Source organism: Limosilactobacillus equigenerosi DSM 18793 = JCM 14505 (genome assembly GCF_001311375.1).
GTDB classification, from domain to species: domain Bacteria; phylum Bacillota; class Bacilli; order Lactobacillales; family Lactobacillaceae; genus Limosilactobacillus; species Limosilactobacillus equigenerosi.
This window is the reverse complement of record NZ_BBAS01000011.1, coordinates 21,277-44,444: the sequence shown is the minus strand read 5'-3', so window position 1 is coordinate 44,444 and position 23,168 is coordinate 21,277. Positions and strand designations below refer to the sequence as shown.

12 protein-coding genes and 8 pseudogenes are annotated in these 23,168 nt (G+C 44.4%); 1 reads left to right on the top strand and 19 read right to left on the bottom strand.

All coding sequences use genetic code 11. From position 1 onward, the window contains the following. Positions 1-302 precede the first annotated feature (302 nt). The 6 genes and pseudogenes from JCM14505_RS06110 to ykzS form a co-directional block, all read right to left on the bottom strand. Entirely contained in the window at positions 303-548 is a 246-nt protein-coding gene (locus JCM14505_RS06110) for a DUF1797 family protein (RefSeq protein ID WP_054653481.1), read from the bottom strand. Between the two features lie 35 nt (positions 549-583). Further along, positions 584-1,605, bottom strand: a pseudogene (locus tag JCM14505_RS06105) (lysylphosphatidylglycerol synthase transmembrane domain-containing protein). After that, positions 1,598-2,636 (bottom strand): annotated as a pseudogene (locus JCM14505_RS06100) (glycosyltransferase family 4 protein). The pseudogenes JCM14505_RS06105 and JCM14505_RS06100 overlap by 8 nt, the downstream one beginning before the upstream one ends. Then, positions 2,629-3,840, bottom strand: coding sequence for a glycosyltransferase family 4 protein (locus tag JCM14505_RS06095; protein WP_054653480.1), 1,212 nt, complete (start codon positions 3,838-3,840; stop codon positions 2,629-2,631). The pseudogene JCM14505_RS06100 and the gene JCM14505_RS06095 overlap by 8 nt, the downstream one beginning before the upstream one ends. A gap of 124 nt (positions 3,841-3,964) precedes the next feature. After that, positions 3,965-4,230 (bottom strand): annotated as a pseudogene (locus JCM14505_RS06090) (phosphocarrier protein HPr). Between the two features lie 100 nt (positions 4,231-4,330). After that, on the bottom strand, positions 4,331-4,507 hold the full coding sequence (gene ykzS / locus JCM14505_RS09220; RefSeq protein ID WP_162839108.1) for a protein YkzS: 177 nt from the start codon (positions 4,505-4,507) through the stop codon (positions 4,331-4,333). A 142-nt stretch (positions 4,508-4,649) separates the two neighbouring features. On the opposite strand from ykzS, the gene JCM14505_RS06085 reads away from it, so the two are divergent. Then, positions 4,650-6,836 (top strand): ATP-dependent Clp protease ATP-binding subunit, encoded by a 2,187-nt coding sequence (locus JCM14505_RS06085; protein WP_054653479.1) that lies wholly within the window; start codon positions 4,650-4,652, stop codon positions 6,834-6,836. A 51-nt stretch (positions 6,837-6,887) separates the two neighbouring features. Here JCM14505_RS06085 and JCM14505_RS06080 read toward each other — a convergent pair whose 3' ends face one another. The 13 genes and pseudogenes from JCM14505_RS06080 to recA form a co-directional block, all read right to left on the bottom strand. Continuing rightward, on the bottom strand, positions 6,888-7,502 hold the full coding sequence (locus JCM14505_RS06080) for an ECF transporter S component (RefSeq protein WP_225352292.1): 615 nt from the start codon (positions 7,500-7,502) through the stop codon (positions 6,888-6,890). Positions 7,503-7,521: 19 nt separating this feature from the next. Further along, a pseudogene (alaS, locus tag JCM14505_RS06075) lies at positions 7,522-10,173 on the bottom strand (alanine--tRNA ligase). A gap of 250 nt (positions 10,174-10,423) precedes the next feature. After that, positions 10,424-11,137, bottom strand: coding sequence for a helicase-related protein (locus tag JCM14505_RS10060; protein WP_263848961.1), 714 nt, complete (start codon positions 11,135-11,137; stop codon positions 10,424-10,426). Between the two features lie 105 nt (positions 11,138-11,242). Continuing rightward, positions 11,243-11,761 (bottom strand): annotated as a pseudogene (locus JCM14505_RS10055) (DEAD/DEAH box helicase); the annotation flags it as partial. Between the two features lie 60 nt (positions 11,762-11,821). Next, on the bottom strand, positions 11,822-12,769 hold the full coding sequence (locus JCM14505_RS06065; protein ID WP_054653477.1) for a DHH family phosphoesterase: 948 nt from the start codon (positions 12,767-12,769) through the stop codon (positions 11,822-11,824). 105 nt (positions 12,770-12,874) lie between these two features. Continuing rightward, positions 12,875-13,174, bottom strand: a pseudogene (yajC, locus tag JCM14505_RS06060) (preprotein translocase subunit YajC); the annotation flags it as partial. 51 nt (positions 13,175-13,225) lie between these two features. Further along, the gene (locus JCM14505_RS06055; protein ID WP_054653476.1) at positions 13,226-14,077 is read right to left on the bottom strand and encodes a hypothetical protein; all 852 of its coding nucleotides are present in this window, start codon (positions 14,075-14,077) and stop codon (positions 13,226-13,228) included. Between the two features lie 19 nt (positions 14,078-14,096). Then, complete coding sequence (gene ruvB, locus JCM14505_RS06050; protein ID WP_054653475.1) at positions 14,097-15,107, bottom strand: Holliday junction branch migration DNA helicase RuvB; 1,011 nt, start codon at positions 15,105-15,107, stop codon at positions 14,097-14,099. Positions 15,108-15,126: 19 nt separating this feature from the next. Continuing rightward, a complete protein-coding gene (ruvA, locus tag JCM14505_RS06045) occupies positions 15,127-15,714 on the bottom strand; it encodes a Holliday junction branch migration protein RuvA (protein WP_054653474.1) in 588 nt (195 codons plus the stop codon). A gap of 6 nt (positions 15,715-15,720) precedes the next feature. After that, positions 15,721-17,622: pseudogene (gene mutL / locus JCM14505_RS06040) on the bottom strand (DNA mismatch repair endonuclease MutL). 1 nt (position 17,623) lies between these two features. Continuing rightward, positions 17,624-20,254, bottom strand: coding sequence for a DNA mismatch repair protein MutS (gene mutS, locus JCM14505_RS06035; protein ID WP_054653473.1), 2,631 nt, complete (start codon positions 20,252-20,254; stop codon positions 17,624-17,626). Positions 20,255-20,357: 103 nt separating this feature from the next. After that, a pseudogene (gene rny / locus JCM14505_RS06030) lies at positions 20,358-21,901 on the bottom strand (ribonuclease Y). A gap of 174 nt (positions 21,902-22,075) precedes the next feature. Then, positions 22,076-23,128 carry a recombinase RecA gene (gene recA / locus JCM14505_RS06025; protein WP_054653472.1) on the bottom strand — a complete coding sequence of 351 codons (1,053 nt, stop codon included), beginning with the start codon at positions 23,126-23,128 and terminating at the stop codon, positions 22,076-22,078. Positions 23,129-23,168 lie beyond the last annotated feature (40 nt).

Below are 23,168 nucleotides of genomic sequence, written 5' to 3'. Positions count from 1 at the left end.
TTGCCATTTGGCAACTTTTATATGATAACTTATATCAAAGAGTTTGTCAACAACTTTTTATAAGTTATTTCGTTGCTTGTTTATTTCAGACAACCCATTAATTTTACCAAACAATCAACAACTATGTCAACATGTTTTTTGTTATTAACTGAGCAGCGCTATGTAAGAAGCAACTTAATAATAATAACACTTACTAACCAATGCGTCAATAACTATTTTTATTAAATTAGTTATTATCAACACACCGGTTAACAGGTGCTTAATTAATATACCAAGTCACAGCTAATTAAACAACCCTTTTTTTAATAAATATTTTCAAATTCCTTAATTGCATCATAAACCTCAATCGCTACTAAATCGAGATCATCAAAAATACGTGATGTTACTTGACCGACTCGTTGAACTTCAAAGACTCCAGTAGCTTGATGATAGGTCACCTCACAAACAGGAATTCCAAATTGTTCAAACGTTCTCTTTTGGTCGCCAATATGACGGTCTTGATACATGGCTTCCAAGCGAGACATAATTTTCATTAACCGACTTTGCATAATTAAATACTCCTTTTAAAAACCGACTAGCCAAGCTAATCGGTTTCACTAACTTTATTAGGTTTAATCACTGTAGCCACCATTCCGGCGAAAATACCACCATAATAAGTTATCAGGCGCCACAAAACCATCGCCAAAACTAACTTACTATTATCGGTAACGTAATGTCCAAAGAGAACTAAGAACCCATACTCAGCTCCGCCAGCCCCACCAGGAATCGGAAAGACTGACGTCACCATGAAAATAATTACGTGTAAACTCATAATCATCCAAAAGTTAAGCTGCGTCACTCCTAGTGATAACAATAAAAAAATATGGAATCGCATAATAAAAAAACAATTGCCCCATTGTTACTAACGATACCTTAATTAACAGCTTTGGATTCCGCCGAATACCTAAACTCTCTTGATGGAAAATATCAATTTTTTTCCGCTAATTTGCGTTGTAACGACTGATACCGATGAACAGATAAAAACCAATGGGTTGGCCAAAGCACCATATGGGTTAAGCGTTTCGTTAATTGATACCAATTCATAATCATCAACAGCGTCAAGATGACCACAAAATGGATAATAAACCCGATGATCACAAACATCGTTAACGCTTGAAGCTCGGTTGCAATTAAATGAAACCCAATCATCATACTCAGACAAAAGTTAAGCACAATCATGGCTTGGAAAACCACAAACTTCATCAATAGCATCGAACTCGCTCGTCCACCATCAACCCCAGCTTTTAACATCGCAATGATTTGTGCTGGCTGCCCTCCCGTCGAAAACGGGGTAATCCCGTTAAAAAGTTGTTCAATTAAAGGTAGCCGCAAGGCATTGCCCCAGGAATAACTTGGGTAGCGTTGTTTCATAAATAGTTTAACGACTACCCCTTCGAGCACCAAATACAAAGCCATACAAAAAATGGCCACTAACAACCATCCCCAGTTAAGCTCAAGCAAATTCAGCCACAATTGATGTAAATTAACATCCCGTAAGGAGTAGGCAAAAATTGCGACCCCAATTATCATCATGATTAAGAGGGCACCCCAATTTTTTCTAGTCATGTTGTTTCCCCCTTTGCTGGGCTTGTGTTTGATAGAAGGTTTGCCAAATCGATGCTAACCGCGCTTTTGAGTATCGTTGTGCTGTTGCTAATGATAGCTCTTGATAAGGAACTAATAATGCCGGATTTGCTTCTAGTTGTGTTAATAAAGTTTGCATCTCAGCTACATCCGCTGCCGGCAGATAGTCGCCCTCAATAATAGCATGGTACAGTGACAAATCACGTAACATCACTGGCGTCCCGGTACTAAACGCTTCTAACACTGACATTGGAAATAATTCATTAAATGATGGCAATAAGAAGAGATCGGCTGAATTTAACAATTCATTAATCCGCGCCCGCGTAACAATCCCCGTAAAGGTTAAATTAGCTGGTGGATGTTCTACGACTTGTTTTAATTCATGATAGCCATCCGTAATCGCCCCAAAGGAAAAGCCCCCCGCCCAAATAAAGCGGATGGTTGGATTTTGCTTGGCAAGCTGTACAAAATCCATCACCCCTTTGCGCTCTTGAACTTGACCACTACCAAAGACCACTAATTGCGATTCCGTCACCCCTAATGCATGCCGGAGTTGGGCTCGTTTTGCTTCTGCGACCGGATGAAACTGATCATCATCGACAAAATTAGGAATATATGACACCATCGCTGGATCAATCCCATAGGCTGCTAATTTATCAATAAAACTCGGATTAACCACGACCAAATGATCCATCCGCTTATAAAAAGCAATGACATATTTATAAAACAACCATTTGATTGGCTTGGGTAATTTAATACTGCCCTCAAGGGTCTCCGGCAAAAAAATGAACATACCCTATTTTTTGTCCCCGTCGCTGACTAAATGTCGATAAATAAAAACTGGGATTAATCGTATGGTAATGACTAATATCACTCTTATCAAACGCATTTACCCGAATGGTAAACTGATCTGATAACTGTTTTTGCAAGAGCTGCATTAATTCTAAATAGGCACTACCGACCCCTTGGCCTGCAACTGAATCCGCTTTGGAATACATTGTAATTTTAATCATGCCGCTTCACCTTTAATCGCCAACGCCGTGGCTTTGGTTGCCGTCCCTGGCGTTGTTCAATACAAGTTTGATAATACGCTTCAATTCGTTGACCAAATACCTCAGCCGAGATAGCGTGCATTTTAGCTTGCCGCAGTTTCCTTGCTTCCGGATTGGTTCCGTACTTTAAATAGTTAGTTACTCCGGCGACTAAATCCGCCTTTTTTTGGTAACTGACCCCAATTGCCGGATCGTCAATTAATTCATCCGTATATTCACTGCGCATAACCACGATTGGTAAATCTGACGCCACCGCTTCATCATATGTTAATCCCTGCGTTTCCGAGTCTGAAGCTGAAACAAAGACATTGGCCATTTGGTAATACCGATGAACAAATTGATTTTTAATTTCACCAGCAAATTGAACATGCGCTTGCAACCCCATTACCTTCACCTGACGCATTAATGATGCCTTGGCTGGTCCGTCACCAACAATCAATAACTGCGCTTGGGGGACCGCTTGAATGATTTCTGGCATCGCGTCAATCAAGCCCTTGATGTTTTTTTCAAAGGCTAGTCGACTTAACGACAACATCACGGGCGTCTGTTCATCATATCCGTATTGTTCCCGTAAGGTTAGTAATGTTTGTGGATCAACGGGGGCTTGGAAACGCTGTAAATTTATCCCGGTTGGAATAACTTGAATCGGTGCTTCAATCCCGTATTTCCGCAAAGTAGTTAACACCCGGTCACTCGGTGCCACGACCCCATCGACATGTTTTAAAAAGGTCCGTAAAATCGTTGCGACATTTTGCGGTTTAATTAATCGTCCATTAGCCACGTAATGTAAATAATCCTCATACATGGTGTGGTAAGTATGTAAACACGGAATCTTTAATTCGCGCGCTACTAAATGCCCCATCACGCCCAATGAAAACTCAGTTTGAGTATGAATTACATCCAATTGCAAGCGTTTCGCAATCAGGAGCACTTTCACCCAACCACTGACCGTAACCCGTCGTTCAGGAAATGAAACAAACGGGATACTTGGAAAGCGATAAATTTGCTCTTGCCGGTCTAACACTGGGTCCGCCTGGGGATCAGTTGTAGTAAAAATATAAACCTGGTGTCCCCGAGCCATTAAAACTTCCCGTAAGGTTCGAATGGATGTTGCCACCCCACTTACTTGTGGAAAATATGTATCTGTAAACAACCCGATTCGCACCAGTCATCCTCCTTTTATCCGTTTCACAAATACCATTATTATACCGTAGGGGAAAATTGGTATCAAATCAAGTCAATCTAAAAAGCGACCTACCACAGCAGGTCGCTCTTTAGATTGGTAAAACTTATTCAGCTAAGTTTTCGTTGGCCATCGTTTCTTCGATTGCTTGATTGCTTCAGCTTCGTCAGCCCCTTCACTCGTAATCGTCACGTCAGCCCCTTGACCAACACCTAATGACATTACCCCCATGATGGACTTCAAGTTAACACTCTTGCCGTTGTACACAAGGTTCGTGTCAGCAGCAAACTTTGAAGCAGTTTGAACTAAAATCGTTGCAGGCCGAGCGTGAATACCAGTTTCAGCCGTTACATGAAATTCCCGTTGTTCCATAATTAAATTCTCCTTATCAAGGATTCAATGAATTCATTGAATCTTAAATGTACATCTACTATAACAAATGTAAGCGCTAAATTCAAACCACAACCACGATTTATTCTTCAATTAATCGATATTCAATAATGCCACCGCGATTCGCAATCCCCTTAATTTGGGAACGGTGAGCATAATCACGAAAAACCGCTTGAAAGTCCATAAAATCGGCCGGCTTAATTTCTAACACTTTGATTTCACCCTGCCATAATCGTTCTAATTCCGTTGCATAATCCATATTACTAGGCTCCCTTTTAAATCATCTCTTCACTATTGTAAGTGATACCTTTCAAACAAACAACTTGCACTCCCAAAGGAAGTTAGTATAATAAATATCAACAATAGTCAAGAAAGGTCAAACAGATTACGAGGTATTTGTTATGCAATGTCAAAACTGTCATGAACGCCCAGCTACCATTCACTTACAAGTTAATTACAATGGTCACCGCGTCCAACTTAATTTATGCCAAACCTGCTACCGGCAATTTCAACAATCAAATCAAATGCTAAATGGAGGTAACGAGATGGATAATAACCAATTTGAAAATTTTGAAGACTTCATGCGATCCATGGGCGCCATGGGCAGCCAAAATAATGAACAAGCGGCCACCACGGGACGTAATGCCCAAACTAAGCAGGGCATTCTCGACCAGTTTGGGATTAATATGACCGACCTCGCCCGGCAAGGCAAGATTGATCCCGTGATTGGACGAGACAATGAAATTCAACGAGTCGTTGAAATTTTAAACCGGCGGACAAAAAACAATCCCGTCTTAATCGGTGAAGCTGGAGTCGGGAAAACGTCCGTTGTCGAAGGACTCGCCGAAGCCATCGTCGCCGGCCAAGTCCCTGACAAACTGGCCAATAAAGAGATTATCCGCCTGGATGTTGTCTCTTTAGTTCAAGGGACCGGCATCCGGGGCCAATTTGAACAACGAATGCAACAATTGATCCAAGAAGTTTCGAAAAACGATGACATCATTTTATTCATCGACGAAATTCATGAAATCATGGGCGCCGGGAATGCCGAAGGCGGAATGGATGCCGGCAACGTCTTGAAGCCCGCCTTGGCCCGTGGCGAATTCCAATTAATCGGCGCCACCACCCTCAATGAATATCGCCAAATCGAAAAAGATGCTGCTTTAGCTCGCCGCTTCCAACCGGTTGAAGTGGCACAACCAAGCGTTGAAGAAACGATTCAAATCTTAAATGGGATTAAACCGCGGTATCAAGATTATCACCATGTTCAATATACAGATGAAGCCATTGAAGCAGCAGCCAAATTATCCGACCGCTACATTCAAGATCGCTTCTTACCAGACAAGGCAATTGATTTACTTGATGAAGCCGGTTCCCGGAAGAATTTAACCTTAAAGACGGCTGATCCCCGCGCCATCGAAAATCAAATCCACACCGCCGAAGCCCATAAACAACAAGCCGCTGAAAACCAAGATTATGAAAAGGCTGCCTTTTATCGGGATCAAGTGCATCGCTTAGAACAAGCTAAGAAAGAAGCCGAAGAACATCACACTGATGAAGCCGCCGTGGTTTCTGTGACGGACATGCAAAAGATTGTCGAAGAAATGACCAACATTCCGGTAAGTGAATTACAAGAACAAGAAGCTAATCAGCTCCGCGATCTTGATCAACAACTCGGTGCAAAGGTGATTGGCCAACCAGAGGCCGTCAATAAAATCGCCCGAGCCATCCGCCGGAATCGGATTGGATTAAATAAATCTGGTCGCCCAATTGGCAGTTTCTTATTTGTCGGTCCCACTGGGGTCGGGAAAACCGAAACCGCAAAGCAATTAGCTAAACTACTTTTTGGCTCCACCGATGCGATGATTCGCTTTGATATGAGTGAATACATGGATAAAACGTCAACTTCAAAGTTAATCGGAGCGGCGCCTGGTTATGTTGGCTATGAAGAAGCCGGGCAATTAACTGAACAAGTCCGGCGCCATCCATACAGTTTAATCCTCTTGGATGAAGTTGAAAAAGCCCACCCTGACGTGATGCACATGTTCTTACAAATTCTCGATGATGGTCGGTTAACCGATTCTCAAGGACGAACAGTTTCCTTCAAGGATACGATTATCATTATGACCAGTAATGCGGGGGCTGGTGATATGGTCGCTAGCGTTGGCTTTGGCACTGCCAACAACAATCACTCTGTCATTGATAAGCTAACCAATTACTTCAAACCAGAATTTTTAAACCGGTTCGATGATATCATCGAATTTAACGCCTTAACCGCTGAAGATTTAAACCAAATCGTCGAATTAATGTTAAATAATATGAATGCAACGTTAGCCGATCGTGAATTACACGTTGACGTAACGCCGGCGGTCCGCAACCGGCTCGTTGAACTCGGCTTTGATCCGAAAATGGGGGCTCGACCACTTCGCCGCGTCATCCAAGACCAAGTTGAAGATCGACTTGCTGACTATGTACTTGATCACCCTGGTAGCAAGCAATTAATCGCGGACTTAATTGATGATGAAATTGTCATCAAGGCGACTAGTGAAGCGCCAATCACTGAAGCAACGCCTGCAACTGAAAATTAATTCCATCACAAAAGCGTAGACCTGAAATGAAGGTCTACGCTTTTTATATCGCTATTTACCTGGTTGCTGCGTTAATTTCTTAACAACTTTCCAAACAGCCGGCGCAATTAATCCCGTTAAGATTAACGCCACCGCCGCTTCAACTAACCCATTCGTCGTCACAATCGCTAATAAGGCCGATGCTAAATGACCATTTGTTTGCCCATACGCCGCCGTTACTCGGTGATTATGATTAAAGAATAAATAAATTAACCCTAATACCAACACCGTATTCGTCAGCGATGCAAGTAAACCAGCAATTGCCGCACTAACACTTGGTGACAATAATTTAACTAATTCACGGAAGGCATACCCGGCAACCACCCCGACCAAAACGCGGGGGACGATTGCAATCACCGGATTCGTAAAAATGATTGGTGCCAAGGCACTGGTAGGATAAACAAAGGCGCGCAGCAACGTGACTATCCCCCATACGCCACCCATGATTGCTCCTTCGGCCGGTCCGAACGCCACCGCAATAATCGCAATCGTCACGGGAAGAATCGTAATCGACATTAAACCGAGGGGCAAATTTCCTAACCATGGAATCATGGTTTGCAACAAAACAATTACCATTAGTAACGCCCGTAGCGTTAACCGTAAAATCCGTTGGTGTCGCTTCATCATGGCCACCTCCTAATGGTGCTTAGTGATTTAAAAATTCCACTGCTTGCGTTAACGCAGCTTGGATTCCAGCTGGGTTCTTCCCCCCAGCTTGGGCTAAGGTTGGGCGACCACCCCCACCACCTTGAATGGCTGGTGAGATTGCTTTGATTAAGTCGCCAGCTTTGACCGTCTTCGCCTTATCATCGCTAACCGCCACTAATAAGTTGGCTTTGCCATTGGCTTCCGTGGCTAAGACTAAGAAGTCCGAGTGGCCTTGCGAACGCCATTGGTCAGCTAATTGCCGTAACTGATCCATCCCAGCGACATTCAATTCCGCCGCAATTAAGCTTCCGGCCGTCGTTGTTTGCACATCCTTAAAGACATCCCCAGCGGCTTGCGCAGCTAACTTGGATTGCAATTGTTCGTTTTCCTTTGTAACGGCTTTTAATTGATCTTGTAATTCTTCTAAACGCTTTGGCAATTCTGGCAATTGCGTTACCTTCAAGCTAGCAGCAGCTTGAGCAGCCAAGTCGGCCCGGGTTTGTAAGTACTTAAAGGCCGCCGCAGAAGTTACCGCTTCAATCCGCCGGACCCCGGCACCAACCCCAGCTTCAGAAACAATCTTAAAGAGCCCTAATTCATTCGTATTCTTAACGTGATCACCACCACAGAATTCGGTGTTAAAGTCACCAATCTTGACAACCCGTACCCGGTCTCCGTACTTGTCGCTAAAGAGGGCAATTGCGCCCATTTCTTTAGCAGATTCTAAATCCGTTTCAACTGTTGTGACTGGAATTTCAGCCCAAATTTGTTCGTTCACCATCTCTTCAACCTTGTCTAAATCATCCGGCGTAACTTGGCCAAAGTGATTAAAGTCAAAGCGTAAGTAATCAGCTTCCACTAAGGAGCCGGCTTGTTGTGTCCGACCACCTAAGACATTGCGAAGGGCTTGGTCGAGTAAGTGGGTAGCAGTGTGGTTCTTTTCAATCTTGTGATGCCGGGCTGCTGCCACCACTAACTTATAACGTGCTCCTTGCTTCAATTCCGTCAAGACTTCAACCCGATGTAAGTTTTGTTGATGAGGGGCATGTTGTACATCAACTACCTTAGCCACGACCGTCCCATGGTTATCAATGATGTCCCCGGTATCGGCCACTTGGCCCCCCATTTCAGCATAGAATGGCGTCCGATCAAAAATCACATCGACCATTTTTTTGTCCGGCTGTCGCACTTTGCGTATAACTGCCTTCCACGGCCATCCCAATTAATTTGGCGTCACTCACTTCAAGGTCAGTGTAACCAACGTATTCACTTGGCGTTTCAAAGTCGGTCCAAAGGCCAGTTTGAACCCCCATCCCATTATCGGTATCCCGCGCGTACGGGCCCGAACTTGTTGTTCCGTCATCGCCGCTTTAAAACCGGCAACATCAACTTGCAAGCCTTCATCTTCGGCATATTCTTGCGTTAATTCAACTGGGAAACCATACGTATCGTATAACTTAAAGGCTGTTTGCCCATCAATCGTTGTTTCACCGGCCGCTTTAACTTCATCAATTACCGAATTCAATAAGTTTAGCCCACCGTTTAACGTGGCACTAAACCGGTCTTCTTCGGCCTTCACAACTGATGCAATGTAATCGGCATTTTCCAAGACGGCTGGATAGTAATCTTGCATAATCTTACCAACCGTTGGAACCAAGGAAGCTAAGAAGGATTCTTCAATTCCTAATTTCTTTCCTGCCACTACTGAGCGCCGCAATAACCGCCGGATGACGTAGCCCCGGCCAACGTTAGATGGTAAGGCACCATCGCTAATTGCAAACGTAATCGAACGAATGTGGTCAGCGATAATCTTAAATTGAATATCATCCGTCTTATCTTGCCCATAAACTTTCCCCGCACTTAATGCTTGGGTTTGTTCGATAATTGGCATAAAGAGGTCCGTTTCAAAGTTTGTTGGGGCATTTTCAAAAATCGAAACCACCCGTTCTAACCCCATCCCCGTATCGATGTTCTTTTGTGGTAATGGTTCGTACGTGTCTTCTGGCGTGTGGTTAAATTGCGAGAACACGATGTTCCAAATTTCTAAGTACCGTTCATTTTCCCCACCTGGGTAACTTTCCGGATCATCTTCCGGTAAGTTGTTCATCGCTTGCCCCCGGTCATAGAAAATTTCGGTATCCGGACCAGATGGACCTTGCCCAATATCCCAGAAGTTTTCCTTATCGGCAATTAAATGATCTTCGGCCACCCCAACTTGTTTCCACAAATTGTAGGCATCCTTATCTTCTGGGTAGTAAGTAATGTAAAGTTTTTCTGGATCAAAACCAAACCAATCATCACTCGTTAATAATTCCCAGGCCCAAGGGATGACTTCATTCTTAAAGTAATCCCCCACCGAGAAGTTCCCGAGCATTTCAAACATCGTATGATGCCGGGCTGTCTTTCCCACATTTTCAATATCATTCGTCCGAATACTCTTTTGGGAACTAGTCATCCGCGGATTGTCCGGAACCACTTGGCCGTCAAAGTATTGCTTCATCGTGGCCACCCCAGAGTTAATCCATAATAAAGTTGGATCATCTACGGGTACTAACGAGCGACTTGGCATTTCAGTATGACCATGTTGCTTAAAGAAATCTAAATACATCCGCCGTACTTGGGCGCTATTAAGTTGTTTTAATTCTTTCATTCAATTAACCTCACTAGTAAAAAAATCTACCGCTACAAATTCCAGAGACGCCGATGACGCGGTACCACTCTGGTTGTAACGATAGATTCGTATACCTCTTAAAATGATTATTAACTTGAAACCTTTGAGGAGCAACCAATCCTCATCGTCGTTTTTCACAGCTACCAAAACGTTTCTGAAAGTTCAAAGGATTCGTCATATCTCAAATTAGTGTCTATTATAAGCTAACTTTGCATTAAATTGCAACGAACTAATTCCCTTGGCGTTGCTTTTGCCGTTCAATTCGGTGTTGCCGTTGCCGTTGGCGCTTACCTTTTAAGAATTCGTGCCGTTGTTCTTGCCGCCGTTTTTGAATTTCATCTTGCTTAATCCGGCGCTTGATTTTCTTCTTATAACCTGGCTTAACCTTCCGCTTTTGCTTCTTCACGTAACCCTTCAAGGTCGTATCTAATTCCGCTTGCCGGTACTTAAAGCCTTTCCGGCGGTTCCGATCATGGGTTGTGACCACTCGACCATCTTTAATCGCCTTTGGGACAAACTTAATCCCACGTTGTTCAAGTTTTTCAACCAATTCCTCTTCGGCTGGAACATAGAGCGTAATTGCCGTGCCGTGCATCTTTGCCCGGCCGGTCCGACCAACCCGGTGCACAAAATATTCCAAATCGGTTGGAATATCATCGTTAATGACCAATGAGACCCCTTCAATGTCAATCCCACGCGCCGCTAGGTCAGTGGCCACAATGTATTGTAAATCTAGATTGTGAATTTGACGCATCACCCGTTTCCGCGCTCGCGGTTCTAGTCCCCCATGAATCAAGGCCACCTTTAAGCCTTGGCCAAGTAAGAAATTATATAACTCTTCCGCGCGATCTCGCGTATTCGCAAAGACGAGGGCTAAATATGGGTCCCCCATCGTCAATAAACGGTAAACCAGGTCATTTTTATCCCGGCCCTTCGTCGACATTAACCAGTTTTCCACGTTGGGATTAATGACCGTTTCCGTTGGAATTTCTTCAATTTCCGGATTCCCCATATACTTCTTTAAGAACGGCCGTAAGCCTTGGGGAATCGTCGCCGAGAAGACTAACATTTGTAAGTTTTCTGGGAAATAAGCCGCAATTTGGTCGACTTGATTCAAAAAGCCCATATCTAAGGTCATATCAGCTTCATCAATGACAAACCGCGTCGCTTCATGGATATCAAGTGCATTGGACTTAACTAAATCTAAAATTCGCCCCGGCGTCAATTACGACTTGGGGACTCCGCCGTTGCAGTTGGTCGATTTGTTGTTGCTTATCCGTCCCCCCCACATAATTATGGATAGTCCATTGGGCTTGGCAAATTGGTTAATTTGCTTGGCCGCATTATAAATTTGGTACGCTAATTCCCGACTGGGGGTCGTAATCACGACTTGAACATTTGGGTTGTTAACATCCAATTGTGAGAAAAGCGGTAATAAAAATGCATGCGTCTTTCCACTCCCCGTTTGGGATTGTCCAACGACACTTTTCCCTTTCATAATTAGTGGAATTACCTTTTGTTGCACCGGCGTTGGTTGGGTAAACTTCAAGTCCGCCAACGCCTGCATCACAAACGGCTGAAATTTAAATTGACTAAATTGTCCTGCCATTATTTAAACTATCCTCTCTTACTTTTCTTTCATACAAGCAGCTGTTAATTCAGCTACAATTTGTTCACACTCCGCTTGGTCTTTAGCCCGCGCACCACTCGCCAGCGGATGGCCGCCACCTTGGTGAAGTTTGGCCACCGTATTAATCACGACTTGCTTTGATCGTAACCGCACTCGGAAGCTGCCATCATTTTGTTCTAAGAAAATGGCCCATGCTTTCACATCATGAATTTTGCCTGGTAATGGCACCACGGCCGACGTCCCCGATTCGCTAATGCCTAATTGCTCTAAGTGCTCCATCGTTAACGTCACCCAAGCAACTCCGGCTTCATTGACGGCCAAATTTTGATAAACATCCGCCGATAACTTAGCTAATGGCCAGGAAATTTCATCTTCTTTCCGGCTGATTTGTTCCGCTTGGGCGCCAGCTTCAATTAACGCTCCCGCCACTTGCAAAGTATGGCCGGTGGTAGCCGGGTACAAGAAACGTCCGGTATCACCGATAATCCCAGCATACAATGCGTTCGCCGCTTCTCCGGGTAACGTTAATTGGGCTTGAAATTGATGATAAAAATCATAAATAATTTCCGACGTACTTGAGGCCTGTTCATTCACAAACATTACATCACCATATGGTTCATCATTAGGATGATGATCAATTTTAATTAATTGATCCCCCTGATCAAAGCGGCGATCGTCAATGCGCGGTGCATTAGCCGTATCTAAGACGATTACTAAGGCATTTTGAAAATCCGCCCCGTCAATGTCATCCATTGTTCCAATCCAATCAAAGCTCGGAATATCCTTACCAACCACACTCACTTCTTTATGCGGGAATGAGGCTTTAATAATCGCCGCTAACCCAACTTGTGAACCAATCGCATCCGGATCCGGGCGTTGATGCCGATGGATAATAATCCGATTGTATTTTTGAATGGCTTGTAAAATTTGCGTTAATTCATCCATGATGTTCTCCTTTAGGTTCCTGCCTTCTAGTATACCAAGGACCGCTAACTTTGCATAATTAAAAACGAGGTCCAAGTTGGGCCTCGTTTTTAATTACTTATCAGTTTCCGATGCTTGTGTCGTTGATTGTTCTGCAGCTTGCGGCCGGTTAACCCGCGCAATTGCATTTAAATCAAAGGTTAAATAAATCCCTTCACAATCAATCGTCACTGTTTGTTGCGTCGTGTTCACTTCATGGACAACCCCATGTAAGCGACCAATCGTTACCACTTCATCACCTGGTTGTAAGCTACTAACCATTTCTTGGTGTTGTTTCCGTTGCTTTTGTTGTGGTCGCATCATGAAGAAATACATAAAAAGAATCATTAACACAATTAACATCATTGATGAGTATGTACTGTTCATTATAAAAAACTCCCTTAATTTTGATTTAATCTTAATATACCGGACAATGGCTTAAATTTCCAGTCCTGACTCGGTTGGGGCCAATAATTGTTGCCAATTAAAGCTACTCAATGCCTGTTCCCCACTCACCGGTGCTTGGGCTAATAACGCCCACACGGCGGCTGGAACATTCTGCGGCGTGACTGCTTGAACTTGGCCTGCCACCAACACTTGCCGCTGTTTCGCCCAAAGCGTTGGTAAGGCGGTTAAGATATAGTCAACTTGCATTTGTTGTGCGATTGCTAACTTATCCAGCGAATCAACCATCACCAAAGTTTGACTCGTTGCTGGTAACAATGACTTGAGCAATTTAATTCCGCGTTGCCATTCGGCTAAATCTGGCGCTAAATTATCCAACCAAAAGTTAGTCACCCCTTGGTCAGTTAGCGCCTGCAAACTAGCTAACCGCAATGCTTTTAGTCCACCGCCTTGCCAACTTCCCCAGGTACCTTCATTTTGCCACTGCGCATTAATTTCAACCGCCGTTGCTAAATCATCGACTGGTCCATAATAATCCGCCACTTGACTTAACGGCAAGCTGATGGTTGGTTGGATTGCGTCAACTAATTCTTGATACGCATTAGTGGTCAATTTATGGGCTTTTCCTTGGCGATAATACGTCGCCCCACTTTTAATCGCCTTGGTCGTAACTTTCTTCATTGGTCGATTAAGGCCTGGGTAAGCAATTACTTCCCCCGCCCAATTAAAAACTTGGGCGATTCCGCCAGCGTCTTTTAACCAAGCGTGATTGGCTTGCCAGCTCAGCGCCGGAACCGCCAAACTTTTGACCCCAAGGCTTTGCCACTGATTACTTGTCAACGGGAAGATCGTTCCGGTCGATAAGATTGGCACAATTTGACTCATTTAAACTTAACCACCTTTCCTACTCCGTTGGCATTGGAATCCCTAAGTGTTCATATGCTGCCAAAGTCACCTGCCGCCCTCGTGGCGTTCGACTCAAAAACCCAATCTGCATTAAATATGGCTCATACATTTCTTCAATCGTGGTGGTTTCTTCACCAATATTGGCCGCAATTGTCTTTAACCCCACTGGACCACCATGGTACAACTCAATCATCGTAGTAAGCAACTTGCGGTCAATTTCATCGAGCCCTTGGTCATCAACTTGGAGTAATGACAATGCCATTTGCACGGTTGGTAAATTGATTGCTGCATGCCCCGCCACTTGCGAAAAATCACGCACCCGTTTTAACAAACGATTGGCAATCCGCGGGGTCCCCCGCGAACGTAAAGCTAACTCATGGGCCCCATCCGTTTCAATCGGGGCTTGAAAAATCTTGGCCGACCGAGTCACAATCGCCGTTAATTCCGCTGGCGTATAATATTGCATCCGTTCCACAATTCCAAAGCGATCCCGCAACGGTGCCGATAAAGATCCCGCTCGAGTGGTCGCCCCAATTAATGTAAATGGTGGTAATGGGAAGTGAACTGGATGCGCCGTTGGTCCTTCGCCAATCACAATATCGACATAAAAATCTTCCATGGCGGAATACAACATTTCTTCAACCACTTTTGGTAAGCGGTGAATTTCGTCAATAAATAATACGTCACCTGGTTGTAATTCATTTAATAAGGCGACTAAATCACCCGGCTTTTCAATCGCTGGCCCACTCGTCGTTTTAATTTGAACGCCCAACTCATGCGCAATCACCATCGCCAACGTGGTCTTCCCCAAGCCTGGTGGCCCATACAATAACACGTGGTCTAAGGCTTCCTCCCGACTCTTAGCCGCTTGAATGTACACTGTTAACTTATCTTTAATCGCTTGTTGACCAATATACTCAGCTAACCGTTGTGGCCGTAAGCTTAACTCGGCTAACGCTTCACTGGCATCATTGGTATGTTGATCCATCAAGTCACGCTCTTCTGCCATAGCCTCCTCCTTTCACAACTTAAATCAATAATTTCAATCCCGCACTAATGTAATCACTGGTAGTCATTACTTCCGCCGTAGCTAATGATTTTTCAACTTTTTGCACTTGTTTATCCGTATAACCAAGGGCTTTCAAGGCGGCCAAAGCATCTGCTAATGCTTGATTTTCCCCAATCGTTTCCGGTACCAGTAATGGCATCTCGGCAGTTTCCACTTGCACTCGATCTTTTAACTCAACAATAATTCGTCCGGCTGTCTTTTTCCCAATTCCAGGAAATTTGGCTAAGAACGTATCGTTTCCTTCGTTAATCGCTTGCGCTAAAGCGGCATGATCGGGCGTTGCTAAAATCGCCAACGCACTCTTCGGCCCAATCCCACTCACACTAATTAATTGCAAAAATAATTGTTTTTCGGCTAACGTTTGAAATCCATACAACGTAATCGCATCTTCCCGAACTGCTTGATAAATATAGACTTTCGTTGGCGTTGTTGATTCAGTATACGCATAGGGATTAGCCACGGCCACTTGATAGCCGACCCCATTAATATCAACCACAATATAATCCGGTGTGACTGCCGTAATTAAACCATTTAAATAGTTAAACATCTGTTTTTACTCCTCATCATGGGTATCAAAATCATCCGCATACGCTTGATGTTGATCTTGAATCCGTTTAAATAATTTTTCTAAATCCGTCGGGGTTAAATGTACCGTCACTGGCCGCCCATGAGGACAGTTAAAGGGATTTTCACAAGTTGGCAATTTGGCCAGCAAGGCTTGGGCCTCCGCCGTTGTTAAATGATGATTGGCCTTAATTGCGCGCTTACAACTCATCATAATCGCCGTTTTTTTCCCGAAAGTTAGCCACCGTTAGTTTGGGATCTTGTAAGACCCAATCAATCATTTCCCGGGCTGTATCCGCTTCTTGTCCCGGCACAAACCACGTTGGATGACTGCTTAACATAAAGCTACTTTGCCCAAACGGCGTTAATTCCAACCCCAATTCCGCTAACAATGAGATATGATCTTGAATTTGCAACGCTTGGGTTAGCGGATAATCAAAAATTAACGGTTGCAATAAATTCTGTTGATCCGACTGACTTGGCCAATTTCCACGCGGTAGCGTTCGTAATTAATCCGTTCTTGCGCCGCATGTTGATCAACAATGTATAAACCATCCGCAGCCTGGGCTAATAAATAAGTCCCATGCAACTGCGCTAAGTACGTCAACTGTGGAAATCCCGTTTTAGTCGCCGTCGTTAAATCCAAGGCCACATTTTCCGTTTGCAGCGGTTGGCTTGGCGGAATCGGCGCTGGCTGCTCCTCAATTGGCGCCTGATAGCGTTGGTCAAACCTTTGCATCGCCGGACTAGCTAGGTCGGTTTTCGTATTGATGATAACTGGCTCATGCGGGACCACGACTGGTCGCTTAATGGTTACCTCAGCGGTTGGTTCCGCCACTTCCGATAAAGCCGGTGCAGTCGCTGCCACTAATTCTTGCGTTTGGCTCCCAACATCCGGAATTAAATTTTGTTGGCCAATTACTTCCGCGACGGCCGTTGTAATTAACGCCGTCAATTGCTCTTCTTTGCTTAACCGAACTTCTCGTTTCGCTGGGTGTACGTTCACATCAACCAAAATGGGATCTAATTCAATATTCAAGACGGCAATTGGATAGCGCCCGACCATTAACTTCGAGCCATACCCAGCAATCAAAGCTTTGGTTAAGGGAAAGCTCCGGATATAACGTTGATTAATCGTTAACGTCACATAATTTCGGCCCGCCCGCGTTAATTCTGGTAACGATACTAAGCCGGTGATTTTAAAATCAGGATCACTTGCTGCCAACGGTAACATTTTTTGTCCCGCCTTCGTCCCATAAATCGTCGCTAATACTTGTTGTAAATTACCATTTCCCACCGTCCGGAAGACTTCTTTCCCATCATGGTGCAGACTAAAGGCAATGCCGGGTTCGGCTAACGCTAAGCGATTAACCAAATCCGTAATCTTACTCAATTCCGTCCGTGGGGACTTTAAATACTTTAACCGGGCCGGCGTATTATAAAACAAATCACGGACCGTAATATCAGTGCCTGGGCGCGCTGAAGCTGCTTGAGTTGCCAACACTTCGCCACCACGTAAATGAATCATCGCTCCCGCTTGATTCGCTTGCGCACTAACTAATTCCACGTCCGCAATTGACGCAATACTAGGTAATGCTTCGCCTCGAAAGCCCATTGTTTGAACCCGAAATAAATCGCGGCGCGTTTGAATTTTACTCGTTGCATGGCGCCGAAAAGCAATTGCTAGTTCATCGCTAGCAATTCCATCCCCATTATCAATAATCCGAATTTCTTGTAATCCGGCTTCTTCAACCATAATATCAATGCGCGTACTGTGGGCATCAATCGCATTTTCAACTAATTCTTTCACCACTGATGCCGGCCGTTCGATAACTTCCCCCGCGGCAATTTGGTCCGCTAACACCGTATCTAATTCTTGAATTTTTCCCATTTTAGTTCCTTACTGCAATGTTTTTTTGCCATTGATAAACTTGATTCATCATATCCATGGGCGTCATCGCCATTAAATTTAAGTTCGTTAACTCGGTTAAGACTTGCGCTTGTTCCTTTGTTACCGTTGGTTCTGCTTGCGGATTAAATAATGCTAATTGATCAGCAACTGGATCCTCCACCTTAACAGCCGGTTCAGTTGATTGAGTTACTGATGATGTTGCTACTTGATTCGTTACTACTTCCGGCGTTGAAGTTGTGGCTTCACCTTGTTCTAATTGGGTTAAAATTGCCCGCGCCCGTGCCAATAGACTGGCTGGCATCCCAGCTAATTGAGCTACATTAACCCCATACGACTGATCGGCCGGTCCAGGTAACACTTGGTGTAAAAAGACGAGTTGACCATCTTCTTCGGTCGCTCCAACATGGACATTTTGTAAGTGCGGTAATTGTTGCGCGAGACTCGTTAATTCATGATAGTGGGTTGAAAATAGCGTTTTGGCGCCAATTTCATTATGCACATATTCAATAATTGCTTGTGCTAAGGCCATCCCATCATAGGTCGCCGTCCCCCGCCCAATTTCATCAAATAAGATTAAACTGTCGGCGGTCGCATCAGTTAAAGCACGATTAGCTTCCATCATTTCAACCATGAACGTACTTTCCCCAGAGACTAAATCATCGGCGGCCCCAATCCGCGTGAAGATTTGATCAAAAATCGGCATGACCGCATGTTTGGCGGGGACAAAACACCCCACTTGCGCCATAATCGCCATTAAGGCCAATTGCCGCATATAGGTACTCTTCCCTGACATGTTTGGTCCCGTAATCAGCAACATTGATGTCTCCGGATCCATCATCACATCATTGGGCACATAAGCTTGGTGACCGAGAAACTTTTCCACAACGGGATGTCGGCCCGCTTCAATCGCAAGCTGATGATTATGATTTAATTCCGGTCGAACAAATTGATAGTTTTCACTAATCACGGCAAAGCTTTGCAAAACGTCAATTTCGGCTAATAATTTGGCCACGGCCTGCAACCGCGGAATGGCGGTCTTGATTTCATCCCGAACAGCCGTAAAGAGTTCATATTCCAGCGCCGTTGACTTTTCCCGCGCTTCCAAAATCAAGCGTTCCCGCTCCTTTAATTCAGGCGTTGCAAATCGTTCCGCATTCGTGAGCGTTTGTTTACGTTCATAACGATCCGCCGGCAATTTCGCAATATTCGCCTTCGTCACTTCAATATAGTAACCAAAGACATTGTTGTAACCAATCTTCAAATTACTAATCCCGGTCGCTTCTCGTTCCCGAGCTTGTAACTCCGCAATCCATTGTTTCCCGTTGGCCATGGCATCCCGGTACTCATCTAATTGCTGCCGGTACCCATCCCGAATGACGCCCCCATCCGTGATTGCAATCGGTGGTTCGGGCGCAATTGATTTATCAATTAAATCGGCAATATCAGTTAATGGATCTAAATCATCCACTAGTTGATCAAACACAGGGAGTTCCATTTCTTCCAAAATATAGCGTAACTTAGGAATTTGTTCCAACGATGTTTTTAATTGAATTAAATCCCGACCGTTGACACTCCCATACGCCACTCGGCCCGCCAACCGTTCTAAGTCATAAACTTTCGTCAATTCCGTTTGCAGATTTTGGCGTTCAAAGTAATGATCCATTAACCCTTGGACCTTATCTTGGCGTAGTTCAATCGCTGCTTGATCAATTAATGGTCGGTTCAGCCACTGCTTTAATAACCGACTCCCCATTGCTGTTTTCGTGGCATCCATCAACCAAACTAAGGTCCCTTGCCGTTTACCAGTCCGTAAGTTGGTCAACAACTCAAGGTTCGCCATCGAATGGGGATCCAACTTCATAAAGGAATCTAGTTGATAACTAACGGCCGGTTGCAAGTGCGATAATGACCGCTTTTGCGTTGCTAACAGGTAACTAACCAGCAGCGAAACTACAGCAATCTGTCCTGCATCACTCAACGCTTGCGTGACATAACTAATTTCTGCTTGTGCCTCAACTTGCGGTTGCGTTGAGACCAAGATTTCGCGTTTCGTTAATTCTGAGCGCTGGTCCTCCCCTAAATCAGGAGTTACGACGACTTCTTTTGTCCGTAAATTAACCAATTCATTGACGGCCAGTTCCCAAGTATTTACCGTGGTCGTTTTTAATTCCCCGGTTGTTAAGTCAACATACGCAATTTCATATTGTTGCGCTTGTTGCGTTAACGCCGTTAAATAGTTATTCGATCGCGTTTGGTCACCGGCTAAATCCATTTGCGTCCCCGGTGTAATTAAGCGCGTCACAGCCCGCTTAACCATCCCTTTTGCGGCCTTTGGATCTTCCATTTGTTCACAAATGGCCACCTTATAACCTTTTTCAATTAGGATATCAATGTAGCTATCGACTGCTCGGTGCGGCACGCCACACATTGGAATTGGGTTATCCGCCTTTTTGTTCCGCGTCGTTAACGTTAATTCCAACAATTGCGCCCCTTTAATGGCATCATCATTGAACATCTCATAAAAGTCACCTAACCGGTAGAATAAAAATGCATCCGGATATTGATCTTTAATTGCTTGATATTGCGCCATCATTGGGGTTTGCTTCGCCATAAATTGATTCTCCTCACTTTTTTAATCTAAGTTCTATTTTAATCGATTTAACCCTTAAAAACAAAAACAGGCTCATGACCCTTCGTCATTAACCTGCTTTAAACTATTTTGCATATTCAATTGCACGCGTTTCCCGAATGACCGTCACTTTAATGTGCCCCGGATATTCGAGTTGTTGCTCAATTTCATTCTTTAAATCAAACGCTAAGCTGGCTGCTTGCTTATCGGACACGGCAGTTGGTTGCACCATCACCCGAATTTCACGCCCGGCTTGAATTGCATAACTCTTTTGCACCCCGGCATGTTCGTTAGCAAGGCTTTCAAGCTTCGTTAACCGTTGAATGTATTGTTCCAACGATTCACTCCGGGCCCCTGGCCGCGCCCCTGAAATGGCATCCATCGCTTGAACTAAGGCCGCGATGATTGATTCAGCAGGCACGTCACCATGGTGAGAAGCAATCGCATTGATTACCACTGGGTTTTCATGATACTTTTGCACCAATTCAACCCCTAATTCAACGTGGGATCCTTCAACTTCACGATCAATGGCTTTCCCAATATCATGTAATAAACCAGCTCGCTTGGCTAATTCAACATCTTCGCCTAATTCCGCGGCCATAATGCCCATCAGTTTCGCAACCTCAATTGAGTGTTGCAAGACGTTTTGACCATAACTCGTCCGGTATTTCATCCGCCCAATCGTCTTGATTAAATCCGGATGCATCCCATGGATTCCCAAGTCAAAGACCGCTTGATCCCCAACTTCCCGCAGTTGATTGTCCATTTCCTCGCGGGCCTTATCCACTGCTTCTTCAATCCGTGCCGGATGAATCCGCCCATCCTTAATCAACTTTTCCAAGGCCATTTTGGCAATTTCGCGCCGTACCGGATCAAAACCACTTAAAATGACTGCCTCTGGGGTATCGTCAATAATTAAATCAATCCCCGTTAACGTTTCAATCGTGCGAATATTCCGCCCTTCACGCCCAATAATGCGACCTTTCATTTCATCGTTTGGTAAAGTCACCACGGTCACCGTGGCTTCAGAAACCATATCGGCCGCACTCCGTTGAATCGCTTCAACAATCAAGCCCTTTGCCTTTTTATCAGCATTATATTGAGCTTGTTCGATTGCTTCTCGAATCATCTTTTCGCGTTCACTAGCGAGTTGCGTTTTTAATTCATCTAATAATAATTGCTTCGCTTCAGCTTGGGTTAATCCCGCAATCCGTTGAAGTTCTTGGCTTTGTTTAGCAATTAAAGTTGCAACCTGTTGCTCGTCTTGTTCTAACTTTTCCGAACGGCGATCGAGCTTTTGTTCCCGTTTGCTTACCGCATTTTCACGGTTTTCTAAAGCATTATCTTTTCTGTCTAACGAAGACTCCCGTTGAATCAAACGTTCTTCTTGTTTTTGGACGTCATGGCGACGGCCCGTTAATTCCGTTTCGACTGATTCGCGGTAGCGGTGTGCAGCATCCTTGGCTTCAATAATGGCTTCTTTTTTTAGCTGTATCCGCTTCTTTTTTTAGCAGCAGCGATAATTCCTTCAGCACTGATATGAGCCCGATTCAAACGGTTTTCATAAACCATTTTACGCACCCAATATCCAGCAATGAAAACAATCGCAATGACGGCGAAAAGGATCATTATTGTTGTTAATGTCACTTTCTTCACCTCAATTTCTGTATAGATAATTAGAGTCCATACAGCTTTAATTCTATCCTCTAGGAATAAGTGTGTCAATCATTTGCCAGTGATCGCCATTATTTAAAAATGGTCACTAATTGACGAAAACTACGCAATTAATGACCATTTATCTAACTATTCTTCCGGTGTTGCCGGAGCATCAGGTTCAGCTGCAGATGGCGCTGGAATCGAATCATCAGCTTCCATCCCGTATGCGACCCGAACTTGATTCATTAATTCGTTCATCGCTTCTGGATGTTCGGCTAACCAAGTCTTAGCATTTTCCCGTCCTTGACCAATTCGATCACTCTTATAGGAATACCAAGCCCCACTCTTATTAACGAGATCCTTTTCAACGGCCATATCAAGCAATTCACCCGTCTTAGAAATCCCTTCACCGTACATAATATCAACTTCAGCCCGCTTAAATGGCGGCGCCACCTTGTTCTTAACAACTTTAATCTTTGTCCGGTTCCCGATTACATCGGTTCCGTTCTTTAATTGTTCACCCCGCCGAACTTCTAACCGAATCGTGGAGTAAAACTTCAAGGCCCGACCACCAGGCGTCGTTTCAGGGTTCCCAAACATCACCCCAACTTTTTCCCGAATTTGGTTAATAAAGATTGCAATCGTCTTGGTCTTGTTAATTTCCCCCGACAACTTCCGGAGTGCTTGGGACATTAACCGGGCTTGTAACCCAACGTGGGTATCCCCCATTTCCCCTTCAATTTCAGCTCGTGGAACTAAAGCGGCTACCGAGTCAACAACCACGATATCAACCGCCCCACTGGCAATCAATGCATCGGCAATTTCTAACCCCTGTTCCCCAGTATCAGGTTGGGAGAGTAATAATTCATCAATATTAACTCCTAGGGCCGTTGCATATTGTGGATCTAAAGCGTTTTCGGCATCGATATAAGCGGCCGTTCCCCCACGCTTTTGCACTTCGGCTACCGCGTGCAAGGCAACCGTCGTTTTCCCAGAACTTTCTGGTCCATACATTTCAATAATTCGGCCCCGTGGGTAACCACCTACCCCAAGGGCTTCATCAATTGCTAAGGAACCACTTGAAACGGTTGCAATCTTCGTATCAGCTGCATCCCCCATTCGCATAATGGAGCCTTTACCAAAATTCTTTTCAATTTTTCGTAACGCACTTTCCAGTGCCGCTTGTCTTTGGTCAGCCACGTTGCTGTCCTCCCTTATTTCAATTCAATATCAATATCAT

Bases quoted from the DNA above. Each gene is read 5' to 3' on its own strand.
- JCM14505_RS06085 (WP_054653479.1), top strand. From the start codon at position 4,650: ATGCAATGTCAAAACTGTCATGAACGCCCAGCTACCATTCACTTACAA.
- JCM14505_RS10060 (WP_263848961.1), bottom strand. From the start codon at position 11,137: ATGTCGACGAAGGGCCGGGATAAAAATGACCTGGTTTACCGTTTATTG.
- JCM14505_RS06110 (WP_054653481.1), bottom strand. From the start codon at position 548: ATGCAAAGTCGGTTAATGAAAATTATGTCTCGCTTGGAAGCCATGTAT.
- ykzS (WP_162839108.1), bottom strand. From the start codon at position 4,507: ATGGATTATGCAACGGAATTAGAACGATTATGGCAGGGTGAAATCAAA.
- JCM14505_RS06080 (WP_225352292.1), bottom strand. From the start codon at position 7,502: ATGATGAAGCGACACCAACGGATTTTACGGTTAACGCTACGGGCGTTA.
- ruvB (WP_054653475.1), bottom strand. From the start codon at position 15,107: ATGGCAGAAGAGCGTGACTTGATGGATCAACATACCAATGATGCCAGT.
- JCM14505_RS06065 (WP_054653477.1), bottom strand. From the start codon at position 12,769: ATGGATGAATTAACGCAAATTTTACAAGCCATTCAAAAATACAATCGG.
- ruvA (WP_054653474.1), bottom strand. From the start codon at position 15,714: ATGTTTAACTATTTAAATGGTTTAATTACGGCAGTCACACCGGATTAT.
- mutS (WP_054653473.1), bottom strand. From the start codon at position 20,254: ATGGCGAAGCAAACCCCAATGATGGCGCAATATCAAGCAATTAAAGAT.
- JCM14505_RS06055 (WP_054653476.1), bottom strand. From the start codon at position 14,077: ATGAGTCAAATTGTGCCAATCTTATCGACCGGAACGATCTTCCCGTTG.